Consider the following 13678-nt stretch of genomic DNA (forward strand, 5'->3'; position numbering starts at 1 on the left):
GCGCTGCAAGTCAAATCGCGGGCCGCGGCGTCCGGGGATGTTCATAGTATTGGCGTCAATGAAAGATGGACCAGGATGAATGCTTCTGCAATCACACAGCCCAAGGACCTGAACGTTGAATGTCCTACGAAACATAGAATCGCCTCCATCGATATCCTTCGCGGGCTCACGATGATGGTGATGGTCTTTGTGAACGACCTGGACGGGGTCGAGGGCATGCCTTGGTGGACGCACCATGCGCATGGCTGGGAAAACCGCATGACCTACGTCGACATGGTCTTCCCCTTCTTCCTTTTTCTCGTAGGCATGTCAATGCCCCTCGCCATCGATCAGCGCCTGCGCCGGAGGCCATCTCACCTGGCACTTTGGCAACATATTGTGGCCCGTAGTGCAGGCTTGATCAGCCTTGGTCTGATCCTTGCCAATGCTGCGAGTGCAGACAGAGCACATATGCCGCTGAGCTCGGCTGCATGGGGTTTGCTCGGTCTTCTTGGGGGAGTCTTGCTGGGGATTGCGCCTGCGCGTGAAGCGAAATACAGGATCTGGGTAAGCGCAGCCCGTATATGCGGGGCTTGTGTTCTGGTCTCGGTGTTTGCTGTCTACCGCCGCGTTGATGCTCATGGTCACGTTCTGTGGGTGGATGGCAGCTACCCGGAGATACTCGGACTCATAGGGTATGCCTACTTTGCGTCCAGTGTGCTCTATGTACCGACACGCAGGTGGAAGTGGTCCCCTCTCTTTTGGTTTGTATTCGCCACAGTCTGGTGTGCATATTGCACCGCACACCACGACACTAGCCTGTTGCATCTGCCGAATTATCTTTGGCCATTTGGAAACGGTTCTTCGGTATCGCTCATTTTCGCGGGGATTTTTACTTCCAATCTCTTCTTCGAACAGGGGCGAACGGTGCGATCAAAGAACCTCCGAGCATCAGCACTAGCCTTCGCTACTCTCGTGGTGGGTATCGTTCTCTCTCCGCTTGGCATTTCAAAAATCCGAGCCACACCCACCTGGTGTCTTTACACCATAGCTGCAGCTATCATGCTCTTCATGCTGCTGCATTGGGTCTGTGACGTACGTGGCCGCCAGCGGTGGGCAACCTGGCTGAAGCCAGCAGGGACGAACACCCTTCTTACCTATTTATTGCCGGACCTCTACTACTTCGCTACGCTTTTGGTTGGATTTGGCTACTTCGGGAGCCACTTGCATCAGGGAGTGCCTGGAGTTTGCGTGACTCTCTTTTTCACCCTTGCCATCCTCGCTGCTTCCGCTTTCCTGACCAAGGTAGGATTGAGACTACAGCTATGAGCATTGCTCGCCTGCAGGATGCAGGTGTGCTGAGCTCCTGCATGGCAATAAGAACGTTCAAGTTTTTGGCGATCCGCCCGGTATGTGGGTGGCCGAATCAGGGCATGTTGCCGAGAACGCTGTTTCGCGGGGTGGCGGGCGCTAAGTTTGAGCGGGAGCCGCGTCACAGGGCCCTGGCGTGAATGCCTTAGTCGGAAGGGTCCATCGGCCTGAACCAGGCTGGGCTTATTCTGGATGCGGCTTTAACGAGGTGTTGGAGTGGCAGATCGCGAAGATTACGGCATTGACGCGCCAAGGGTCGTTCGCAATCTCGGCATCATAGGGGGTGCGTTCCTGGTCGGCGGGGTTCTCCCCCGGGGTGTTCCCGGTTCGGCGGTGCTCCACATGTTCTGGCCGTCCGGTCTCAGTCTTCTTGCGGCCTGCGCATGGATGCTTGCCTCCAGCCTGTGGCTCAAGAAGGGGGTGATGCGGAGCCTTGTCGGCGAGCGACGCTGGCGTGGCGATGAGATGGTTCTCGATGTTGGTTGTGGTCGTGGCCTGGTTTCCGTCGAGGCGGCGCGGCGCGTGCCACACGGTTCCGTTCACGGTGTTGACATCTGGCAGGCTGAAGACCTGAGCGGCAACGGGCCGGAAGCCATTCTCATCAACGCAGCCGCAGCCGGTGTTTCCGATCGTCTTACCATCGACACTGGCGACGCCCGCAAGCTGCCCTATCCAGACGCGCTCTTCGAAGTCGTCTTGTCCATGACGACGATTCACAACATTCCTGATGCAGCAGGCAGACGCCAGGCAATCTCTGAAGCGTGGCGCGTGCTCCGTCCCGGCGGTCAGATCCTCATCTTCGACATACGCCATGCCAGAACGTACCTCAGGCAACTGCGCGACGAAGGAGCTACCGAGATCACCCTGAAAGGTCCTATCCTTCTATGGGGCCCGGTGGGCTGGCGGTTCAGTGCAGTCAAGCCAAGTAACAGCGGATCTCTCATCACCTCACCAGTCGACACGGTTTGACACGTTCCGATCGCCGGAAGGCCCGTTTTGCGGGACTGAAGTAGAGGTGGCGTCTCACCGGAGATCAGCTGGATCTCCAATGGCGCAACAAAGCTCGCAAATACTTGTATGCTGGCGTGCATGCCCCTCACCCACGCTGTTCCAACGGGATTTATACCTTCCGCTAACACTGAAGCCGCACGCGCTTTCTATGAAGGCGCGCTGGAGCTTCGCTTCATTGCGGACGAGCCGTTCGCCCTTGTCTTTCGCGTCGGCCCCGACCCGGGTACCGATCTGCGGGTTGTGCGCGTGGGAGCAAAGCATCAACCCGTAGAGTTCACCATCTTTGGTTGGGAGGTCCAAGGCCTCGAGGATGTCGTGGATAAACTCATGGCTAAGGGCGTCCAGTTCCGCCGCTACCCCGGCATGGAGCAGGACGAACGCGGGATCTGGCACGCTCCCGGTCGCGCCAAAATCGTCTGGTTTCAAGATCCGGACGGAAACACCCTCTCCATCGCTGAACACTATGCCTGACGAAGATGTACCTGTCCTTGTACTGAGGGGGGCCCACATGTCGTTGGGGTCTCCGGGCAGCACTGGCAAGAATGGCTGATAACGACACCCATGAGTGCTGGCTCGCCTTGGAGATCACAATCCCCACTAGAAGAAGTTAGGACGAACGTTGACCCCTTTATTCTCTTCGTTGTCTCATGGATTCCTCCAAGGTCAGAAGTCGTCCGGCTGCAAACCTGTAATGGTACCTTGCAGGCTACATCTAGGACTCCGCAGTGGTCTAAACAGCACAGGTTTAGCTCACACGAACAGCCAATATGTAGATGGCTGGCGACATCGCCGGCAAGAGGTTTTCTATGACTGAGCGTTTAGTAGATGTTGTCAATGAGAACGGGAACCCCGTTCATACCTATCCGATCACTCTGAGCACGACCGCATCTGAAGCGGCATTCGAGGCAAAGGCGCTTGAAGCAGCCCAATACGGACGTTTGGTACCGACAGCGGAGTTGGCCGGATTGACGACGCGCATGCATGTCAGCCAGGGCGGTGCTTTGGAGCCCTATGGGGACGGGGTGCCCAGTACATCGCAAACAAAGGCCAGCTTAGACCAGGAGGTAAGAGCGGAGGCCTATCGGAAGTGGGTGCTGAGCGGCCAGCCGGACGATCGTTCGAACGAGTTTTGGAATGAAGCACGCGAGGAACAGTGCCGCGCGCGGGCGTACATCCTTTGGCAGCAGGAAGGCAGTCCGAATGGTCGGTCAGATGAGTTCTGGTACCGAACGACACAATTCGACCAATCCTGAAAAGCCCCGCGATTATGCGGGTGGGTCGTACCCGTACCGCTTGCAGCAAAAGCGGTACGCGAGGATGCTGTCCTGAGGTCGCCTGAGATGGACATCACAAGCAAGCCGCCCCGGCCTTCCAGCATCCTTCGACAACTTGGCCCCGGAATCATCACGGGAGCAGCCGATGACGACCCTGCCGGAATTGCGACCTATAGCCAAGTTGGCGCCCAATTTGGGTACAACCTGGCTTGGACCATGCTGTTCAGTCTTCCATTCATGGTGGTCATCCAGGAGATCAGCGGGCGTATCGGCTGCGTGAGTGGGCGTGGGATTGCACACAATTTGCGCCTCCACTACTCCCCATGGCTCGTTCGATCTGTCGTGCTCCTGCTAATGATCGCTAACATCGTGAATCTCGCCGCCGACCTTGGAGCAATGGGCAGTGCGCTTCAACTGTTGTGCGGAGGAAATCCGCGGCTCTACACGGTGGGCTTTGGCATCGTCTGTGTCATTGCCGAGATCTTCATCAGCTATGTACGCTATGCACGCTTGTTGAAGTGGTTGACATTGTCCCTCTTTACCTATGTAGCTGTGGCTTTTTCCGTGCACCTTCCCTGGCGTTCAGCCTTATTGGCAACCCTCGTGCCGCATCTCGAATGGACGAAGGCAGGCGCGATGGCCTTGGTTGCTGTACTCGGAACGACCATTAGCCCTTACTTATTCTTCTGGCAATCTTCGCTGGAGGTTCAGGAACAATCCCGAACCGATGCGCAACCGCTATGTCTAATCCCGATGGAGGCACCCTCCGCGTTTCGGCGAATTCAAGGCGACACGATTGCAGGGATGAGCGCTTCGAACATCATCGCGATTTTCATCATTTATGCAACTGCTGCTACGCTGCACGCCAGCGGTGTCACAAGTATCCAAACATCCTCCCAGGCCGCTGAAGCATTGCGTCCTCTTGCCGGCCGGTTTGCTTTCACCATATTTGCGGCCGGGATCATCGGGACTGGATTGCTGGCGGTACCAGTTCTAGCCGGCTCTGGAGCTTACGCACTAGCCGAAACCTTTGGCTGGCAGGAAGGGCTCTCTCGCCAGTTGTTGGAAGCGAAATCCTTTTACGCCGCCATCGCCATCGCCACGATGCTCGGTGCAGCAATCAACTTCACCTCGCTCGACCCTGTGAAGGCTCTCTACTGGAGTGCTGTTGTCAACGGTATCCTGGCGGCTCCAGTGATGGCAGCGGTGATGCTCATCTCAGGTAATCCCCGCATTATGGGCGAGCTTACAGTCGTCGGTGTCATGAAAGCTCTGGGCTGGTGCGCGACGGCACTCATGTTTACCGCAAGCGTTGCCTTCTTCGTTCTATGAACCACGTCCGAGCGCAGTTGATGGAGTTGGACCATCCTCCAGGGTTGGGGGCCGATGACGGCCAGACCCTTCCCGGCGAAGCTGGCAAGTAGCGAATCAGCATTGACCACCAGGTCCACGCACGGCTAGGATCCGCCAGCTAGCCCAGCGTGAGATGCTTCGGGCATAGTCAACCATGCGCGTTCAGAATCCGACACTTCCGCTTCCCCTTCCATGCTTGTCCGGCCAGCATAGCTGGCGGTGGAACCCTGCCCATCCACGCTCGTCCGACTGTATGCCGTTCGTCCAGCTCATGTTGACCGCGATTGTTACTTCAGTAGAGCCATTTAGACTACCCTTCCGGAGCACCCCTAGCAAACGAATGGCACTCCCTCTGGAGAGGTGACATGCAATCAAAGAAGCTCGGCCGCCTAGCAAGCTGCACGACGGAAGTACCATTTTGCTCAGTTTTTGTATTGTGACGCGGCGCAGAATGGGTCATGGGTCGTCAGTACCTGAAGGGGTTGACTCGGACGATGAAATTAGCAGACACGTATGCATCAGAGCCGAAGACATCAAATGAGAAAACCGGGTCTGCCATCTGTATCGCAGATCTAGCGGACCGGCAGCACGTTGTAGCGGCTTCGATCCAAATGGGTCTCTCGCCGACTATCGTTTGTCCAGAACCAGGTGCTTCGCAAAAGCTAAACACGTTCGAGCTGATTGTCGCTGACCATGCCGTTGCGGAGCGCTTGGTAGCTGAGTTCGAAGGTCGCGAGTCAGATGGCGATGGTTTCAGTCCGGCTATCATCGCCCTTCTTAAACGTGGCGATGCACAACGATCAAAAGACACTCTGACCGATTGCAATTACGACGGGATTCTTCGCTTCCCCATGACACCGGAGGAGACGGCAAATCATTTAGCGATCGTCATGTATTCACATTGTGCCTCTCAGAGGCGTTATCACGCTGCCTGGCGAGAACTTCGACTAAACCGTCGCATCTTTCGTTCTGTCACAGCTGGCATCTCGGTCGCGAATGCAACATTGCCCGATCTGCCGATCATATATGTCAACCCTGCTTTTGAAGCCATGACCGGGTATAGCCGAGAGGAAGTACAAGGGCGCAACTGCCGCTTTTTAGAAGGAGAAGAGCGAAACCAACCTGCTCTAGCTATTGTTCGAGATGCGCTGTCGAGCCGACGCAAGGGCACCGCAGTGCTGAAGAATTTCCGCAAAGACGGCACGCCATTTTGGAACGAACTATCCCTGTCCCCGATCTTTGATGAAGAAGGTAAATTGACACACTACGTCGGGATCCAAACGGATGTTACTACTCGTGTGGAACTGGAAAACGCTCTGCGCGAGACTGAAAAGCTTGCTGCCGTTGGCCGACTGGCCTCCTCTATTGCTCACGAAATCAACAACCCGTTGTCCTCTGTGATGAACTTGATCTACATAGCGGAGCGTACTGAATGCTCGCAGGACACCAAGAAGCAGCTTGCGCAGGCAGATAAAGAACTGCGACGGGTAAAGCTGATCACTGAACAATCCCTGCGGTTCTCCCGGCAATCGACAAATGCCCAGGCAACAAGCTCGACTGAGATGTTGGAGCCTATTCTTGACTTGTATCAATCTCACGCACGGAATGCTCGGGTCGTCACCAGTTTGCAAGAGCGTCCAAGCCGCCCGCTTATGTGCATGGAAAGTGAGATACGTCAGGTTCTCAGCCATCTCGTAGGTAATGCGATCTACGCCATGCAGATAAATGGCGGGCTATTGATTGTTCGGAGTCGAGAAGCGACTGGATGGAAGAACGGAAGCCACGGCATCTTATTCACAGTAGCGGATAATGGCACGGGCATGAACGCTGAGACTCTGAGAGACATGTACAAGGCTTTCTACACTACCAAGGGCATAGGCGGCACAGGCCTTGGACTTTGGATCAGCTCCGACATTGTCGAGCGGCACCATGGCAAGTTGAAGGTGCGGAGCTCGCAGCGCCAAGGAGCATCCGGAACAGTCTTCCAGATGTTCCTGCCGTATCGAGGAATCGGGTCCCACCCAGAAGTGCTCGCCCCTTCCAAACTCTCTCCTGAGATCGTTTATACGTATTGATCGCGCCGGTTCCCGGCGTGGGCTTGCAGGAAGAAAGGCGCTGCAAGGTAGCGAGAAGAGGCAGACCCGGTGCGTCGGCTGCCTAACATTGCTATGATTCATTAGCAATGGGTCACGCGCGCTGCCCTCGCTTAAACAAATGAGGTCTTCCCGGGCGGTCTCATAGACCGAAAGGGACCAGAATGCCGCATAGAAGCACAGATACCTTCAATGCCGCAGCGTTCCTGGCCAGCTCAGGACTGGGCCGACGGATTGTTCAGATCAAGCCTAAGGGAACGCTTTTCTCTCAGGGCAGTGCGGCTGATTCTGTCTTTTATCTTCAAAAAGGTCGCGCCAAACTAACGGTCGTCTCCAAAGCAGGAAAAGAAGCGACTATCACGATGCTCGCTGCCGGTGACTTCGTTGGCGAGGAATCCGTTACCGCGATAGCTGGTTTGCATATGTCCACTGCGACGGCAATCACGGCTTGTTCTGTGCTCAAGATCGAGCGGGACGAGATGATGCGTGTCGTTCACGATGAACATGATTTTTCAGACATCTTCGTCGCCTTCCTGCTAACGCGCTCCATGCGAACACAAGCCGATCTCGTTGACCAGCTCTTCAATTCGAGTGAAAGACGCCTGGCCAGAATTTTGCTTTTGATGGCGGATTTTGGACAAGCGGGCCAGCCGGAGACCGTGATTCCACGCATCACCCAGGAAACGCTTGCAGACATGATCGGCACTACGCGTTCCCGTGTCAGCTTCTTCATGAACAGGTTTCGCAAGATGGGCTTTATCAAATACAACGGGCGCATCCATGTCCATAAATCTCTGCTCAACATTGTTCTTCACGATCAGCGACCGGGCGCGAACGCTATCAGTGCTCCGCTTCTCGGCGATAGGCGAAACAAGACAAAGGCTGTCAAGAAAGCGTCTTCCCGAGTTAGAAGGGAGAAGCCTGCTTAGGGTTCGTCGAAGGTCAGCCAACGAGGAACATCTGATTGCTGAAGAGTCAGCGCTTTAACCGCATTCTTGGGGCGTTCCACATACGTTCGAGCGTGAGCTGTCCCTGATGTTACATTCGCTGCGAAAAAGCAACATCGCCAGCAGCGACCCGGGCTGGTCTCCGATCTTGGCTCTGGAAGACTTCCGAGGGTCACGCCTCAAGGTGACCGCCCAGGATTTGAGGAGCTACAACAGCTGGGGAACCAGCAGAACGCTCCGTCACAACAAGAAGAACAAGAAAGAGGGCAGGCAACATAAGGGTCCAGACATGGACTCGCGTAGCCATTGCGGCCCCTCCGATCGCGCCAACAAGGAAGCATGTCCAGATGCCCCCAAGCAAGAATATGCGGCGCCAGTGAGTGTCCCACGAACCCTGTGACTGTGCCACGGGCGCGCCGTAAACGATGTTCGCCACGTGCTCTCCAAGGTTCTTGAGATCGCCCGTCACAAAGCCCAGGTTGACCGATTGGCCGCCGACCTGAGACACCGTAGTGTTCATCATTCCCATGGCGCAACTCAGGATCATGACGCAGACCGAGAGGGATGCCGCTCCAATGGCTGCAGCCACCTCGAGGAGCAGCAAGGCCGCGACGCACATTGAGACCCGCGAGTTCTGCTGCTGGCTCTTGGCTTTTTGCATGAGAAATCCGAGAGTTGCCCCAAGCACGAAGAAGGGTATCGGCAGAAGAGCGTGAGAGGCAGCCGCATACTTTGCTTGTCCGCCATTCATCCCCGTCGCGATTGTGTTGCCACTCATGAAGGACGTGTACAACCCGAAGGTCAGCAGGGTGTACGAGTCTACGTAGCCGCAAATCAATCCACGACTAGCTGCCCGCCAACCCTGCCTCCTCACAACAGAAAGAGGTACCGCGACCACCGGAAGGCTCACAGGGCAGTCCGTAGATTCTTCAACAAAGGCGCAATCTCGGACCAACTGCCGCTAAAGACGAAGCTCTCGAGGGGCTTGCGAAGGCGCCGGACCTGATCTTCCTTCTGGAAAGATTCCGAAAGCCGTCCATCCGCACCTGCATACCCGATTGCCAGTCCAGCGACCGGTTTTACCCCTTCTGGGATCTGGTAGAGCTGACGGGCGCGTTCACGATGGATATGGATCATCTGATGAACTCCCAGGCCCCGAGCAGTAGCCTCGAACACGAGGTTGGCAGACGCAAGCCCTAAATCATGCTCAGCTGTGGCGTAAGGCTGGCCGCTGTGCTCCAGAGTCAGGCGAGCGCAGCCGAGCATCAGCACCGGTGCAAACTTTGCCCAGGGCATGTTGACATCCTCGACACACGAAAGGAGACGCGCATGCTCCTCCGGTTCGTCACGGGTTGCAATCAGATAGGACCACGGCTGTTCGTTGGCGGCCGAAGCAGACCAGCGAGCCGCTTCAAGCAGCGCAAGAAGGTCTAGATGGCCCACAGGGCGATCGTCAAAGGCAAACGGGCTCCATCGATCCGCGATGAGCGTTTGAATCGGATAGTCGGCAGTGATTGTTCCAGACATAGTGACCCTCTCTGATCTACAGGAATGAGAATTGCAAACAAAACAGTCCATCTGGCCGGTTCGGTTTGAACCGGCCAGATGGCGACATTCTTACCGAGGTCCTACAACTGGTGTCTTGGTTGTCGAAACACGATCCAGAACAGACTTTTCGATCTGGAGATGCGCGCGGACCAATTCATAGGGAGTAAAAGCCAACCACTGGGCGAGGGACAGGTCGGAGAACTTGTCAGTCTTCCACACCTCAAGGTAGCGAAGTGTCGTCGTGCCGGTGTTCTCAACATAATGCGGAGTGACCCGCGGAACGTACCCAACATCGCCCGCCTGATAGTCAAAAGTCCCGGCATTGGTGTTGGACAGATACACCGTCATCCTGCCCTGACCCTCAAGGAAGTACTGCAGCTCATCCGAAGTTCTGTGCCAATGAAGCTCACGCATCCCACCCGGCTCGACTTCGACCAGAGCTGCGGAGATGGTGGAGGCCGCGGGAAAGTTCCTGGAATCGGTGACGCGCACAGATCCGTTGTTCGACTTGATCGGCTCTTGAGAGCTCATTTTATGCGTGTAGATCACTGGTGTAGGACCCGCACCAACGACCCGATCCTGCGAAAGAGGGCCTGGAATGTCCGCTCGGAAGATGTACTTCTCAGCCTTGGGGATGTTGGCAAACGCGCTCTCCTGAACACCGAAATTCTTCGCCAGCACCGACTTCGGAATATGGGCGAGAAAGTCGGTCACAAGAAACGTCTCCTCTTCATTGAAAGCACCATCGTCGAACACGAGCAGGAACTCACATCCTTCGCCGGCGAGGCCTTGGATCGAATGCGGAATGCCCGAAGGAAAGTTCCAGATATCACCTTCAGTGCAGTCAGCCTGGTACGTTTTGCCCTCTTCATCAACGCACGTCACACGTGCGTTGCCTTTGATCATGAAGCCCCATTCGGCGGGTTTGTGCCAGTGCATTTCCCGAATCACGCCGGCCTCAAGCCGCATGTTCACGCAGGCGAGTTCCACCGCTACCGACATCTCACGAATCGTTGTTTGGCGCGCCCAGCCACCTTCTTCAAGCTTGTTGTGACTGTCGGCGAACGTCCATTTCAGGTTAGGGACAGAACCGTGATCTGTTATCGGAGGCGTCAGACGTCCAGGGCTCTGCGCTTCCCGTTGATGATTCGACGGTCCAAGGATTGGTGCACCTTCTGTGCCGCGAATCGGCTGAGCAAATCCATTCGGTGTTGTCTCTTCGATGAGCTCTGTAGCCATGATGAAATCTCCAGTTCCTGCGAGGTGGGAGTTGTGTCCTAACTTCGGAAGTTGAATAGCGAGCGGCGCACTTCACAGTCGAAGGCACAAGAAGTTTGTGCGGAGATGCGAGCATGAGGCAGACAAGATCTCAGCCAGAGTGATGGCCTTGGCTGGAGTATTCCACTGCCAGTCATTTCAAATTGGTCAGATTTGCTCAGGGGTAGCGGCCTTTTAGGCCTGGAAGAACGAGCAGAATACTTACCTTGCGCTGGCAAATCAGCGTTCAAACGCGCTGCACAATCGGCCGTCAGCTCAACCGTTCCTCCCCGCAGGAATGTGCAAAATGACACAGTAATGCCAGGACATGAATGCAAAGCTCGAAGAACGTGCCTTCACGTCGATGCGCGGCTGCGCTTCATCAGGAAGCCCGCACAAAGGAGCCCATGGCAAGCAGCGACACCCTAGACGCTTCACCGGCCGTCGAAAAAGAGAGCGCAGCCATCTGTTCGCCAGGTGCTGATGAGACGGATACAGGACTATCCAGTACAAATGCCGCCGCTGTGCTCAACCATGACGGACCGAATGCTATGCCCGATACTTCGGTGCACTTACTTCGCAATGCTCTTTCGAAATTCTGGGCTCCCGTTCCCTGGCTCCTTGAAGCCTCGATGGTTTTGCAACTTGTGCTGCACAAGTATGTAGAGGCAGGAATCATCGGAGCGCTGCTCGTATTCAATGCCGTGTTGGCATTTGTGCAGGAAGGCCGCGCGCAGGCGACACTCAATGCGCTGAAGTCCCGGCTGGCGCTCAACGCCTCGGTCCAACGTGACGGTGTATGGAAACTCATCCCTGCGACACAGTTGGTTGTCGGAGATCGGGTCAAACTCTCGCTCGGCGGGGTGGTCGCAGCGGACGTATATATCCTCGACGGTTCGGTTCTGCTGGATCAATCCATGCTGACGGGTGAATCTCTACCAGTGGAAGCTGGTGCCGGGGCAAATACGTTCTCTGGCGCACTCGTTAAGCGAGGAGAAGCCACAGCCAGGGTGACAGCAACGGGTACTCGAACCAAGTTCGGGCAGACAGCCGAGCTGGTGCGGACGGCTCACGTCGTCAGCTCTCAGCAGAAGGCTGTCCTGAAGATCGTGCGAAACCTCGCCTATTTCAACGGTGCGGTGATCCTTCTGATGGGTGCCTATGCTCTCGCGCACTCGATGCCCTGGAGTGAGATCATCCCGCTTTTCCTCACTGCCGTCCTGGCAGCTATCCCGGTAGGGCTGCCGGCCACCTTCACGCTCTCTTCAGCCATAGGGGCACGCGACCTCGCAAAGCTAGGTGTCTTGCCAACGCGCTTGTCGGCCGTGGATGAGGCCGGAACGATCGATGTGTTGTGTGTGGACAAGACCGGTACGCTCACAGCCAATCAGCTTTCTGTCACAAGCGTCTTTTTACTCAATGGCTTCCGTGAAGAGCAGGTCCTTGGGCTTGCGGCCCTCGCGAGTTCTGTAGGTGGGCAAGACTCGGTCGACGCTGCGATCCGTGCCGCATCCGATAAGAAACCAGCCTCCGATGATCCCAGACTGGTGAGCTTTACACCCTTCGATCCTGCCAGAAAGACCTCGGGGGCACGCGCGACCGACGCCCATGGGAAAGCCGTGCAGATCGTCAAAGGCGCGTTCGGCACGGTCGCTGCTCTGGCCGCGCCCGATACCGAGGCAGCGGCCGCCGCGGATGGGCTCGAGAAGAAAGGGTTTCGAGTGCTGGCGGTAGCGTTTGGTCCACCTGACGCTTTGAGGCTAGCAGGCCTAGTCGCCTTGAGCGATCCGCCGCGCGAAGATTCAGCGTCCCTCATCTCCGAACTGAAGACTCTTGGGGTGCGAACGGTGATGGTCACCGGCGACGCACCGGAAACAGCGGCCATCGTCGCGGGCGAGGTTGGACTCCATGGCCCTACCTGCCCGGCTGGCCCAATTCCAGGAAGCGTCAAGCCAGAAGACTATTCCATCTTCGCGAGTATTCTCCCTGAGGGCAAGTTCGAACTCGTTCAGGCATTCCAGAAAGCTGGACGTACGGTCGGCATGTGTGGTGACGGAGCAAACGACGCGCCGGCACTGCGACAGGCGCAGATCGGGATTGCGGTTTCCACCGCTACGGACGTTGCGAAGTCAGCCGCAGGAGTGGTGCTTACGGAGGCGGGACTTAGCGGCATCGTGGCCTCCATTAAGACCGGGAGAGTCATCTTCCAACGCATCCTGAGCTACACGCTAAGATCCACGACTAAGAAGATTGCGCAGCTTCTGTTCTTGGCCATCGGTCTCCTGATGACCGGGCAGGCTGTCATCACTCCGCTGCTCATGGTAATCGTCATGATCACGGGCGACTTCCTCTCCATGGCATTCGCAACAGATCGTGTGAGACCCTCCGGAACCCCGAACTCCTGGGATATCGGAAAGATTACGGCAGCAGGAGCTCTCTTCGGACTTGGTTTTTTTGCGTTTTGCGTAGCCACCCTTGCTGTGGGCAAGTACAGAATGCACCTGGACATCCATCACCTGCGTACGTTCTGCGTGATCGCCATCGTCTATGGGAGCCAGGCAATCACATACGCGGTGCGTGACCGGCAACATGTCTGGGGACTTCTGCCAACGAAGTGGCTCGTGATGTCGTCAGCAGCGGATATGTTGTTCATCTCGGTTCTTGCCAATCGAGGCATCGAGATGTCCTCCCTCTCACTTTCCGTTCTAGCCTCAGAGCTCCTGGCAGCCACACTCTTCTTTTTCGTTCTGAACTTCCTGAAGGTGCCGATCTTTAGGCGTCTCAGCATCACGTAATCACGACGATAGATGAGCAAAGGGATACAGCTTTGACTTGCCGCAAGGGC

General features: G+C 56.3%; 11 protein-coding genes. 8 read left to right on the plus strand and 3 right to left on the minus strand.

Annotated features, from left to right (window positions below; translation table 11 throughout):
• The first annotated feature begins 75 nt into the window (after positions 1-75).
• From D1Y84_RS04345 to D1Y84_RS04375, 7 genes are all read left to right on the plus strand, one after another.
• A complete protein-coding gene (locus D1Y84_RS04345) occupies positions 76-1308 on the plus strand; it encodes a DUF5009 domain-containing protein (RefSeq protein ID WP_124847433.1) in 1233 nt (410 codons plus the stop codon).
• Positions 1309-1566: 258 nt separating this feature from the next.
• Positions 1567-2319 (plus strand): class I SAM-dependent methyltransferase, encoded by a 753-nt coding sequence (locus D1Y84_RS04350; RefSeq protein ID WP_124847434.1) that lies wholly within the window; start codon positions 1567-1569, stop codon positions 2317-2319.
• Positions 2320-2439: 120 nt separating this feature from the next.
• On the plus strand, positions 2440-2832 hold the full coding sequence (locus D1Y84_RS04355) for a VOC family protein (protein ID WP_124847435.1): 393 nt from the start codon (positions 2440-2442) through the stop codon (positions 2830-2832).
• 302 nt (positions 2833-3134) lie between these two features.
• The gene (locus D1Y84_RS04360; RefSeq protein ID WP_199726358.1) at positions 3135-3614 is read left to right on the plus strand and encodes a DUF2934 domain-containing protein; all 480 of its coding nucleotides are present in this window, start codon (positions 3135-3137) and stop codon (positions 3612-3614) included.
• Positions 3615-3701: 87 nt separating this feature from the next.
• Positions 3702-4967 (plus strand): NRAMP family divalent metal transporter, encoded by a 1266-nt coding sequence (locus D1Y84_RS04365; protein WP_124847436.1) that lies wholly within the window; start codon positions 3702-3704, stop codon positions 4965-4967.
• A gap of 515 nt (positions 4968-5482) precedes the next feature.
• The gene (locus tag D1Y84_RS04370; protein ID WP_124847437.1) at positions 5483-7063 is read left to right on the plus strand and encodes a nitrogen regulation protein NR(II); all 1581 of its coding nucleotides are present in this window, start codon (positions 5483-5485) and stop codon (positions 7061-7063) included.
• A 182-nt stretch (positions 7064-7245) separates the two neighbouring features.
• Positions 7246-8010: a Crp/Fnr family transcriptional regulator gene (locus D1Y84_RS04375; RefSeq protein WP_124847438.1), complete on the plus strand. Its 765-nt coding sequence runs from the start codon at positions 7246-7248 to the stop codon at positions 8008-8010.
• Positions 8011-8200: 190 nt separating this feature from the next.
• Here D1Y84_RS04375 and D1Y84_RS04380 read toward each other — a convergent pair whose 3' ends face one another.
• From D1Y84_RS04380 to D1Y84_RS04390, 3 genes are all read right to left on the minus strand, one after another.
• Positions 8201-8938, minus strand: a complete 738-nt coding sequence (locus tag D1Y84_RS04380; protein ID WP_124847439.1) for a YoaK family protein — start codon at positions 8936-8938, stop codon at positions 8201-8203.
• Complete coding sequence (locus D1Y84_RS04385; RefSeq protein ID WP_124847440.1) at positions 8935-9555, minus strand: nitroreductase family protein; 621 nt, start codon at positions 9553-9555, stop codon at positions 8935-8937. The genes D1Y84_RS04380 and D1Y84_RS04385 overlap by 4 nt, the downstream gene beginning before the upstream one ends.
• Positions 9556-9645: 90 nt before the next feature.
• Complete coding sequence (locus D1Y84_RS04390; RefSeq protein ID WP_124847441.1) at positions 9646-10815, minus strand: cupin domain-containing protein; 1170 nt, start codon at positions 10813-10815, stop codon at positions 9646-9648.
• Between the two features lie 425 nt (positions 10816-11240).
• On the opposite strand from D1Y84_RS04390, the gene D1Y84_RS04395 reads away from it, so the two are divergent.
• The gene (locus tag D1Y84_RS04395) at positions 11241-13628 is read left to right on the plus strand and encodes an HAD-IC family P-type ATPase (RefSeq protein ID WP_124847442.1); all 2388 of its coding nucleotides are present in this window, start codon (positions 11241-11243) and stop codon (positions 13626-13628) included.
• Positions 13629-13678 lie beyond the last annotated feature (50 nt).

This window comes from Acidipila sp. EB88, from assembly GCF_003858395.1.
Classification (GTDB): domain Bacteria; phylum Acidobacteriota; class Terriglobia; order Terriglobales; family Acidobacteriaceae; genus EB88.

What these genes read in the sequence shown, in the direction of transcription:
- D1Y84_RS04345 (WP_124847433.1), top strand. Translation starts at nt 76, where the DNA reads ATGAATGCTTCTGCAATCACACAGCCCAAGGACCTGAACGTTGAATGT.
- D1Y84_RS04355 (WP_124847435.1), top strand. Translation starts at nt 2,440, where the DNA reads ATGCCCCTCACCCACGCTGTTCCAACGGGATTTATACCTTCCGCTAAC.
- D1Y84_RS04360 (WP_199726358.1), top strand. Translation starts at nt 3,135, where the DNA reads ATGGCTGGCGACATCGCCGGCAAGAGGTTTTCTATGACTGAGCGTTTA.
- D1Y84_RS04365 (WP_124847436.1), top strand. Translation starts at nt 3,702, where the DNA reads ATGGACATCACAAGCAAGCCGCCCCGGCCTTCCAGCATCCTTCGACAA.
- D1Y84_RS04370 (WP_124847437.1), top strand. Translation starts at nt 5,483, where the DNA reads ATGAAATTAGCAGACACGTATGCATCAGAGCCGAAGACATCAAATGAG.
- D1Y84_RS04375 (WP_124847438.1), top strand. Translation starts at nt 7,246, where the DNA reads ATGCCGCATAGAAGCACAGATACCTTCAATGCCGCAGCGTTCCTGGCC.
- D1Y84_RS04385 (WP_124847440.1), bottom strand. Translation starts at nt 9,555, where the DNA reads ATGTCTGGAACAATCACTGCCGACTATCCGATTCAAACGCTCATCGCG.
- D1Y84_RS04390 (WP_124847441.1), bottom strand. Translation starts at nt 10,815, where the DNA reads ATGGCTACAGAGCTCATCGAAGAGACAACACCGAATGGATTTGCTCAG.
- D1Y84_RS04395 (WP_124847442.1), top strand. Translation starts at nt 11,241, where the DNA reads ATGGCAAGCAGCGACACCCTAGACGCTTCACCGGCCGTCGAAAAAGAG.